The organism is Paenibacillus prosopidis, from assembly GCF_003337375.1.
In the GTDB taxonomy this organism is placed as follows: Bacteria; Bacillota; Bacilli; order Paenibacillales; family Paenibacillaceae; genus Pristimantibacillus; species Pristimantibacillus prosopidis.
Genome location: NZ_QPJD01000036.1, coordinates 1 through 9,454 on the forward strand (window position 1 = coordinate 1; position 9,454 = coordinate 9,454).

At 39.5% G+C, this 9,454-nt stretch carries 11 protein-coding genes; all 11 read right to left on the reverse strand.

Going from position 1 to position 9,454, the window contains the following annotated elements:
- Positions 1 to 121 precede the first annotated feature (121 nt).
- The gene (locus tag DFP97_RS29445; protein WP_114384226.1) at positions 122 to 490 is read right to left on the reverse strand and encodes a hypothetical protein; all 369 of its coding nucleotides are present in this window, start codon (positions 488 to 490) and stop codon (positions 122 to 124) included.
- A 208-nt stretch (positions 491 to 698) separates the two neighbouring features.
- On the reverse strand, positions 699 to 1,481 hold the full coding sequence (locus tag DFP97_RS29450; RefSeq protein WP_114384227.1) for an SDR family NAD(P)-dependent oxidoreductase: 783 nt from the start codon (positions 1,479 to 1,481) through the stop codon (positions 699 to 701).
- Positions 1,482 to 1,641: 160 nt separating this feature from the next.
- Positions 1,642 to 1,842 carry a GNAT family N-acetyltransferase gene (locus DFP97_RS29455; protein ID WP_114384228.1) on the reverse strand — a complete coding sequence of 67 codons (201 nt, stop codon included), beginning with the start codon at positions 1,840 to 1,842 and terminating at the stop codon, positions 1,642 to 1,644.
- Positions 1,843 to 1,878: 36 nt separating this feature from the next.
- Positions 1,879 to 2,067: a hypothetical protein gene (locus DFP97_RS29460; protein ID WP_114384229.1), complete on the reverse strand. Its 189-nt coding sequence runs from the start codon at positions 2,065 to 2,067 to the stop codon at positions 1,879 to 1,881.
- Between the two features lie 248 nt (positions 2,068 to 2,315).
- Positions 2,316 to 2,957 carry a hypothetical protein gene (locus DFP97_RS29465; protein ID WP_114384230.1) on the reverse strand — a complete coding sequence of 214 codons (642 nt, stop codon included), beginning with the start codon at positions 2,955 to 2,957 and terminating at the stop codon, positions 2,316 to 2,318.
- Positions 2,958 to 3,117: 160 nt separating this feature from the next.
- A complete protein-coding gene (locus tag DFP97_RS29470) occupies positions 3,118 to 3,369 on the reverse strand; it encodes a hypothetical protein (RefSeq protein ID WP_114384231.1) in 252 nt (83 codons plus the stop codon).
- 318 nt (positions 3,370 to 3,687) lie between these two features.
- Positions 3,688 to 4,149: a hypothetical protein gene (locus DFP97_RS29475; protein WP_056639963.1), complete on the reverse strand. Its 462-nt coding sequence runs from the start codon at positions 4,147 to 4,149 to the stop codon at positions 3,688 to 3,690.
- Between the two features lie 878 nt (positions 4,150 to 5,027).
- Positions 5,028 to 5,321, reverse strand: a complete 294-nt coding sequence (locus DFP97_RS32405) for a TIGR04104 family putative zinc finger protein (protein ID WP_114384232.1) — start codon at positions 5,319 to 5,321, stop codon at positions 5,028 to 5,030.
- Positions 5,322 to 5,471: 150 nt separating this feature from the next.
- Positions 5,472 to 6,041 carry a class I SAM-dependent methyltransferase gene (locus DFP97_RS29485; RefSeq protein ID WP_114384233.1) on the reverse strand — a complete coding sequence of 190 codons (570 nt, stop codon included), beginning with the start codon at positions 6,039 to 6,041 and terminating at the stop codon, positions 5,472 to 5,474.
- A 549-nt stretch (positions 6,042 to 6,590) separates the two neighbouring features.
- Entirely contained in the window at positions 6,591 to 7,877 is a 1,287-nt protein-coding gene (locus DFP97_RS29490; protein WP_114384234.1) for an IS110 family RNA-guided transposase, read from the reverse strand.
- Positions 7,878 to 8,367: 490 nt separating this feature from the next.
- Positions 8,368 to 8,829 (reverse strand): SRPBCC family protein, encoded by a 462-nt coding sequence (locus tag DFP97_RS29495; RefSeq protein ID WP_114384235.1) that lies wholly within the window; start codon positions 8,827 to 8,829, stop codon positions 8,368 to 8,370.
- Positions 8,830 to 9,454: the final 625 nt, after the last annotated feature.

Sequence of the window (9,454 nt, forward strand, 5' to 3'; positions counted from 1 at the left end):
ACTAAGCAAATTATGCCTGAAAAAACCGGATCCCTCCTCTCTATAAGGGAATCCGGTTTTTGTAAATCGACGCATGAGATCATACAACTATCGTACCCGTTAGTGGAATCCCAGTAAGTAATTATTCATATCGATAAGAAACCTTGCCTTCATTCATAAAATAGATTTCTCCTTCGTCGCCTTCTACTTTTGCATTTAACTTACTAGCCAGATCTATCATTTTTTCAATCACATGATCTTGGGCTCGTGATATGTATAACCTTCCCTTGTCGTACCAAAAGATAGCCGTATCTTCACCTTCTACAGTCCAGATATATAGCGGTCCGTTTTCATGCTCAATGGTCATTCCCCATAATTCGGTTACAGGGCCATAGGCAGCCCTAAAACTGGTATCGTTTTTTACTACTTCTTCATATTCTTCATAATTTATTGGTGTCTCTTCACTATAGATCCATCGTTCAGCACGGGTAATATGAATATCATATGCCATATAACTTGCCTCCTTAAATAATCAATATTTTTTATTTATTCGGGAAGGAACTATTAAATCCCTTTACGTGGTTCTTAAGTACGACAAGCTGCCGTAATGTCGTGATGCTATCGTACCCGTTAGCCATCCATGCATCTCTTATGTTGCACCACAGAGCATGAAAGTTAATCCGTTCTTTCATGGTAGTGTAATGACTAAGGCGGGCTACTCAGAAGGTCTCGTTTGGAGCATCAAAATGTTGTTGAACTTTTGAATAGTCATAAATATCAACTACAGCACCATGTTCAAAGTCTTTTTTAAATAAAAACTCAATTATTTGTTGTGCAGTTTCCTCTGGTGATGACAGCATACCAGCATCTTTGACCATTCCAAATAACTCTGCAGATGGGAATGTTGCTTTATCTTGGTTCCTTGCTTCTCTTTGCAGATTAGTGTCAATCATTCCAGGCCAGATTGAGACAATTCCTACTGGTGCTTGGGAGTGATTTTGTTCGAGGGCCACACATTGAGAAAATACGTCCAACCCTGCCTTAGCAGCCGAATATAAACTCATACCGGGATGGTGATTCTTAACAGATGCTGATGAGATATTTAAGATTCTTTTCTCAATTAAATGATTATTCGTATGCTTTATTAATAAGGAAGTCAGTAAGATTGGTGCAAGTAGATTTACATTAATGTTTCCAGTTATGTCTTTAACCGTAGCTGTATCAATGAATGCTACAGGAGCTATCATAGATGCATTATTGATAAGATAAATTCCCACCGCATTAGACAGGTCTATTGAATTAAATATACGATCCATTAAAGATTCAATCTGATCGATTTGATTTAAATCAAATTCAATATACTCTATGTTGTTACTTTTGCTTATCAACTTCATATTTCTTTCGCGTGAGATACAGAGCAAATAGTGCTCTGGTGAGATCAGTTGTTCAGCAATAGATTCTCCAATTCCCCTTGATGTACCCGTTATTATAAAATATTTCATAGTTGTGTCCCTCCTCAAATAACAATCAGATACTAGTACCAACTACTAAATTATTGCTTTTTATATACCCTACTGTCAATTGCATCCAACTGCATTATCCTGACAGTTCAATAAGAAAGAGGAGCTGCACCAAAGCAAGCTCCTCCACTATCGTTATCCGTTAGCTTAAGGCTTTCTTGAAATATATAGCGGATTCATCGTACCCAATGGCTTTATAAAAATCACCCGCTCTTCTAGTTGCAAGTGCAATCAGTTTCGAACCACGCTCAGCGGCTTTTTCTTCAATTAGCATCATGAGTTTCTTTCCAATTTTCATTCCCCTATATTCATCTAAAACGAATAACTCTTCTATCCAACTAATAACACCATTTGCATAAAAAGTTGAGTGATGAAATCCTTATACATATCCAATTATTCCTGATTCATTTTCTGCAACAAATAAGTCCACATCTTTGCTACTCAATACTTCTTGATAAGTTCTTGAGAAGTCTGTTCTACTTAGCTTAAAACTTGTCGCAAGCTTTGCAGCTAAAACAAACATCTCCTCTTCATCTTTATAAATTGCATCTCTGTAATTAATGCTCATTCAACCACTTCCTTCAGCAAGGCTATTATAATATAGCATCTAGTTTACATTAGAAAATACTTCCATACCACTTTTTGTGAAAGTATTCTGCCAGTTAGCCATCCATGCCGCTCACGCGACATCACAGATTATGTAAGTAATTGCGTTCTTCCATGGGAGCGTAGAAGAGGCAGCCGATCAGTTCTGGCCGGCTGCCGTCGTGTCGTTATTCAGCTATCGTACCCGTTAGCGTAATAAACCACGATTTGTCAATTTACAGATAACTTAAATATCAAAGCCCATTTTGCGTTTTTCAATCCCTCCGGAGTTAAATCAATGGTTTCCCACCCATTCTTATCTGTGGCTTGCATCCCCCATACGGCAACCTCGTCATTTTCTGAGACATCCAAGCTTTTATTTAGTTGGATAGTATTGCTTCCTGTATTTCTAATATCACGATCGATGTATGTAATACTTGATGCCGTACCGTTTTTATTCGCAAAAGCTGTTGTGATCTCATACAGTGGTTTACTGCCTTCAATTGAAACTGTCTTAATCGATGCAATAAATTCGCCTTCATAGTCCTTTGTCTTATCTTGTGAATCCTGCATTGAGATACCAATGGAACTGTATGTCTTCGTTTTCGTTCCGTTTTCCCAAAGTTCAATTTTAGCAGAAATATCATTTTTGTTTCCGCCGTACTTCAATTTCACTGCACCCGACATCGTGCCAAGAAAAGGTTGGAATTTCCGTGCCTCTCCGGCAAATAAATCGATTGGCTCCACGTGCAAAGCAGTTCCTTCAACTTGTTTTGTTATTGTTGTTTCCGGTTGGTTGGATACATCCTTTGAGCATGCACACAGCATTGCAGCAATTATAAGTATCAAACCGATGAGATTTAGCTTCTGCAAAATAATTCACTCCCCTTCTTTTCACATTGTCTAATTTACCATTAACCAGGCCATAGTTAGAACATTTTAAGTATACTGCCAGATAACGTAACGAAAAAGGAGCAGCTATGGACCGTAAACTACTCCATGGTGGATTGAACTAACGTCCGAAACAAATAAATTAATTCTTTTTGTCTTTTTGATTCTTTATGTTTTGTTTGTAGCGCATAATTGCAAAAGGTAAATTTCCAACTCCAAGAAGAAAACAAGATATAATCGGTATCAATTGAGGTATCGTGGGATAATTTGGTTTGCCGTCTCCTACAGGTCCTGTTTTAGGTTGATGAATATCCCAAAACCCATATACAAGGCCGACTAGCGGTATTATTATACATAAGACACTTGTAACTATATGGCCTACAAACTTGTTCAAGCCTCTGCCTCCTTAATGAAAATCTTTCGAATTCTAATTTTGAGCTCTAAAAGGGGTTATGACTAAAAGCGCACTAAGGTGTAAATTATTGATGGACTACTCATATATTTCGTTTACCTCCGTATACCGACTGTTATAGTCAGTTTATACGTTTCCAAACCTTGGAAAGTTACGCAAACCTGCCCGTTACTTCAATGAGCATCAAAAAGGAGCTGTCCTCGCGACAGCTCCCCCACTATCGTACCCGTTAGCGCAATGAGCGACTATCTGCACTGTGTTGTATGGTATGTGCACCCAGACTATAGATACGAAACGTAATTACTGCAGCAATACAACTTCGACCGCCTCAACGTCAGATTCACCTTTTTTATAAGGGGTTACCCAGATCTCGATTTTAGGGTAATCTCCTGAGCCGGTAGGCTTCAAAACTTGATATAAATCTGAAACAGGAATGGAGGTCTTTGTATTCGTGGTTTGAGAGCGGGCATATATTTTGGTGCGTTCTGTAAATGAAATATGACCTTCTTTACCGGTGACACTCTGATAGGACTCAATAAATTTTTGAAATACTGGTTCCTTCGGCCGGAAATCAGTTAGTGTTAGGGTATACAAAATTCCCTTATCCTTTGAATACTCATTCTCCCGTTGGTCAACCAAAGATAACATCTCGCCGCTGTAGAAATAAAGAGTTTCGGACTCAAATGAATGTTCCTTACCGCAAGCAGTTAGAAAGGTTACTAATAAAAAACACATTAGAATGCACTTCCGCATTTCGATCAATATTTATGCCTCCTTCCTCACAAACAAACTTAGCCCTTATACTACCATAATTGGACTAACCAGCGCGTTAAACAAGGAGCAGCCTGTCGCTGGCAAACTGCTCCTTGTCTAGTTGAACTCCCGTTAGCGCAATGACCTACCTTTTCACTGTGATACGGTTCTCACGTGCTAGAGCTCAATAACACGTCTAGCTTTTACTTTTTGAATAGAGCTAAAAGCAATGCCAATATTGCTAAAAGCCCCGTTGCGTAATGCCATATATCAGTTTGAGTAAAAGGGTAACTCTTTACATAAGTTAAGCAATACATTGCAATAAATAGAACAAATGCCATTAAAAAATACAAATTCGCTTTTGATTTTTTCTGCACTAACGTTCCCCGTCCTTTGGTTTAGCGGAATTTTTTCTAAAATTATTAGTGGTATTTTGCCCGACTTATTCCAAAAAACAATTTTTAAACTATCCTGCTCTTTAGCTTAATAAAGACAAGAGCAGATGCCGCGGCAGCTGATCCTTATCTTGTTCAACTATTGTTTCCCGTAAGCTCAACATGGTGCTTTGTAATTCAGGAGTACTCTCTTATTCCATCTATTTTCTAAATGCCTGTATCGCTTCATTAAGTTTGCCTTCAGGACCTTCAATACCATGAAGATGCATATAAATTAGTAATACATTTTTAGCTTCATAAAAGCTGGTGAAAACACTGTATTAACCAACGCTGTTTGCTCTTAACTTCTTTTAGCCCTTGAATCCTGTCTCCTTCGTTCTTAAAAACATAAAATACATTTCCTCGCCATTCCCCAACCGTATCCCTTTTGAGAATTCACTTGACCTCATAGAATCTTGCATACTTTGACTGCTCTCGACCGTTTGATACTATTTAACTTGTAGATTTATATTTTGCAAAATAAGGGAAGCTAAGTATGACGGAAAAGTTGAAAATTATAATTACCGCTACTCTTAAATAAAAAGGAAGATTACTTAGATCAAAAATGAATAACATTACTACTATCGAAAGAGAAAATAACAACCTGGTCTGCATAGTAATTTTATGCTTCGTTCCACATTTCCTACATACAAGTGGTTTATAAGTCCAACGAATACCCTTTTGTATTTCTTTCCATGTAAATTGATAATCACAAGTTTCACACTTTGGTATGCCCAATAAAAACACCTCTCTTTTTAGAGAATCTTAGCATGATCTATACCCTTATTCGCCAAGATAAATATACCAAAACTAATTAAACTATACGTCCGTTACTTCAATGAGCATCAAAAAGGAGCTAACCTCGCGGCAGCTCCCCCACTATCGTACCCCGTTAGTTCAATTATTTATTGGCTTTTCAGCGTCTACAATAAGAGAAACAAAGCCTAACTTACCTTCAATATTCCTATGATCAAAACGTTTGGAACGGAATATAAAACCTTTATTTTGATCCCAGTCGCTGTAATGGAAGTTTCCTTCCTCATCACAATACTCCAGTAAACTCACTTTGAACCCAGCAGCATTGAACATAGACGTAATTGACCTAAAATTATGTACGATTTTATGACTCGCTGCGGGATGATCAACGGGCCCTGGTCCTCCAATTTGCACACCTCTTTGATATTCCTCATTAGGAAAATAACCATCGGGAACGGCGCAACGCACATAACCACCAGGTCTTAAAAATTCAAAGCATATGTTTGCAGCTTTAACGCCTTCGTCAAAATCTAAGTGTTCCCAAACATGTTCTGCTAAAATTGCTGTGATCGTATTAGGTGAGAAACGTTCCAACCACTGATGTCTTTGCAATAAATTCAACTCTGATTCCTGAGTTTGTATCCACTCGGGATTGTTATTATAAACCCCAGCGCCAATAACCACTCTAATATCTTCGTTAATAGCATCCATTGATTGACTCAGCCCCTTTAACGATATATGAACAGTGTAGCATATGGGTATTGGTTATAAATGGAATAATATCATTTCCATATGGAGTTTTGTGACTACTAGCGGACAAAATTTGCTTACCTTTTACCACGTTATCCTCCCTCTATGGAGAATCACTTTTCTCTTAAATACTCACGTTTTCTTAGAATTTTGACCTAGTCTGCTCATTGCAGATAACATTTCAGTGGAATGAAGTTGTAGATGAAGAAATTTATGGGGCTGGTAAAGGCGCAAAAAAGTCTCCACCTAGACCACTTACTGTAAAAAGTGGTTACTCCGGTAAAGTATGGTTGCACCTTTGGATCTCCACATGAGCTCATGGCGGTCAACCCTCCCACATCTCGCAGAGTCTACGCTCCCACATTCCTTCATTCAACCTGTCCATGAGGTGGAGGTCAGATATGCTGCCCGGCAGGATCTTCGTCCGTATGGATAGTGCCGTTCCGACTCATCCGTGCTTCTTGTTATCTAGCTTTTTTGCTTAGGTCATGTTCATTGGAAAACGTTTAGTTAAGCTGCTTGCCGTAATTCTGTGCATCGAGGGATATCCTGCATCATTTTTTCTTCCTTGAACTCATGTCCTTTTTTCAATATGCCAAATAGGATGCGAATAAGTTTGTTACACAACGCGATGAGAGACTGCATCTTCTTCAATGGATTGTTCTGCCGCTTGGTGTAGTACTCGTGCAACGCTCGGAAGGCTGCATTTTTAGCAACCAGCGGCATCATTACTCTAAAGAGTAGAGCACGAAGACGTTTCCGACCTCTCTTGGTTATCCTGGTCTGTCCTGTATGTGTGCCTGATGAATTTGTTTTCAAATTCAGTCCAGCGAGCTTCGTTATTTGTTTTGGATGACGGTACTGGCCAATGTCTCCTACCTCAGCTAGAAACCCAGCGACGGTGTCTCTACCAATCCCTTTAATGGCTAACAATTGCTGTACATGGGGAATCTGCAAAAGCAGCTCATCTAGCTTTGCTTCCAGCTCTTCAAGCTTACTATGGAGAAATTCATATTGGGTCAACAACAAGTGCAGCTCCATCTTGGCTAATTCTGATCCTTGTTTTATGCCGACCGAACGACTGGCTGCTGCCTTCAAATTCCTTATTCGCCCTAGACCAAGCCCACGCTTTGCAGCTTCTCTCAGATGCATTAACAGCGTCTCATCTGGCACCGAAACAAGCTCATGCGGCAGTAGATAGAGACTTAGCATTTGGATGGCAGACTTGCATTCCCAATCCTTAAATACCGTTAGAAACTCCGGAAAATACCGATCCAGCCAGTTATGGACGCGCGCTTGGACAACACAAAGGTCGGTCGACAGGTGTTCGCGAATTTTCATCGCTTCCCGCAGTTCGGCATAAACGCCTTGTGGGAGGCTAGGTACGGCGTATCTCCCGTCTTTGACCAATTGAGCAATCACTTTAGCGTCTTTAACGTCATTCTTTGTAGGAGAATTATCGTCTAGTTCTTTGCTTTTCTTCACGTGCAGTGGATTCACCACACCGTATTTCACTTGCTTTTCTATTAGGAAATGAGCAAGGTTCAGCCAGTAGTGTCCTGTTGGTTCCATTCCAACGATAACGTCCAGAAAGCCTTGCTCCGTTGAAATCTTCCAGAACCAGCTCACGAACAACTCAAATCCTTCTCGGTTGTTCTCAAACGTAATGGGCTTCCCAAACTCGACTCCACGGTAGTCTTGTGCCCTGGCCACATGTTTGAATTTTGCGATGTCGACACCAACAATTAAGGTAGAAGAAGTAATTTGATTAATGCGTTCATTTTGAGTAGAATTCATTTTGTAGTCTCCTTGGTTTGTTTTTGGATCCGGTCGCTGGCCAGCATCGTGGACCCATCAACATCATACCAAGGAGTCTTTTTCCTTCTCAAACCTCGTATTTCTTCATTATAGGAATGCTGCCCGTTACTTCAATGAGCATCAACGGCAGCTCCTCCACTATCGTTCCCAGTTAGTTCAATCATAATAGCTTCTAAAATACACCTGTTAGTACACACAATCCGTACAACATTAGTAAAGCCCCAAAGTAAAATAAAGCTGTTAAGCCTGTAAACGGGCTTAAGATAAAATCTAAAACCGCAATCCATTTTTCCTTAACAGAACTAGCTTTCCTTAAATCGGATACGTAAATTAACAATGAAATTATCATACAAATAATTCCTGCAAATAAGGATAATGTCCCTACAATACCCACCCCTTCGCTGAGCGAAGGGCTGCCACGTGGCAGCCCTTCGGCATTGAACTATCGTTTTCCTTTAGCGTAATGAACCTATATTTGGTAGCGCTTTTCGGCATTATTTTTTATATATTCGTTTCGTCGCAAGAGTAAGCGTTCCATATACGAGCGTAAAAACATCACGTCTGCTAACATACCAAGTGGTCCAAATGGTGAGGTATAATCGAATTTATCAGTCATCAACGTCCCACCCTCTTGAAATTCAAATGTATGTTCATGCCTAAACCGTTTAAATGCACCGCTAACCATCTCGTCCACGAATTTATTAGGTTGATCAAACTCAGTAATAATTGATGTTAGTTGCTGGCGAATCCCGAAATGTGTAGCTTCCCAGGTCACTGTTTCTCCCAGTTCAATCAACCCACTTGTACGACCTTTTATTGCTCTTTCATTTGTATGTGAGGTTGATTCCATGTGAAGATCAATACTACGTGACAAATCAAAACAAACCTGAATAGGTGCTGTTATAAATAGAGATATTTTTATAATTGGCAAGAGCCATCCTCCTCTACCTTGCCGTTTACTTAGGTAAAAGTAAGTTCGATTGTCTCAATATACCCTATTTATTGAGTTAATCTGCCTGGTGATCATTGAAACTATCGTACCCGTTAGCTTATAAGAGAAAAGTATGCAGGAAAGAGCAACGGAAGACTCGACAAACATCCTACTGTAACGATAATAAAGGTATTAAACAATGACCTGGTTAGCCTCGAGAAAGTTCCACTTATGTCCCCATTATAAAACCACGTTAATATATATGTCAGTATGAGATAACCGACAACTATTACAACCCCAATCAATTTTGAACCTGGACTTGGTTCAATGTACCCTTCCCTAAAGCGATGTTGGTATTCGAAACCAAATATCGAAATGTAAGAACAGAAAAGAACAATAAACGTAACAACGGAGGAAGGTATTAGTAACAGATATTTTGCCTTTGATTGTTTCAGCAAGGCTAAAGAACTCATTTAACTCTCCACTCCCTATGCATTATTTTTCCATTTTAGCACAATTTCATTAAGCATAGTAGAGTAAAGAGCTGGGGATCCAGCCCCTTCTCATCAAACCGTACGTGCAGTTTTCCCGCATACGGCTTTCCGACGTTCTTCATCTAGGGCAG

Coding starts and splice junctions, on each gene's coding strand:
- DFP97_RS29445 (WP_114384226.1), bottom strand. CDS start 490: ATGGCATATGATATTCATATTACCCGTGCTGAACGATGGATCTATAGT.
- DFP97_RS29450 (WP_114384227.1), bottom strand. CDS start 1,481: ATGAAATATTTTATAATAACGGGTACATCAAGGGGAATTGGAGAATCT.
- DFP97_RS29460 (WP_114384229.1), bottom strand. CDS start 2,067: ATGAGCATTAATTACAGAGATGCAATTTATAAAGATGAAGAGGAGATG.
- DFP97_RS29485 (WP_114384233.1), bottom strand. CDS start 6,041: ATGGATGCTATTAACGAAGATATTAGAGTGGTTATTGGCGCTGGGGTT.
- DFP97_RS29490 (WP_114384234.1), bottom strand. CDS start 7,877: ATGAATTCTACTCAAAATGAACGCATTAATCAAATTACTTCTTCTACC.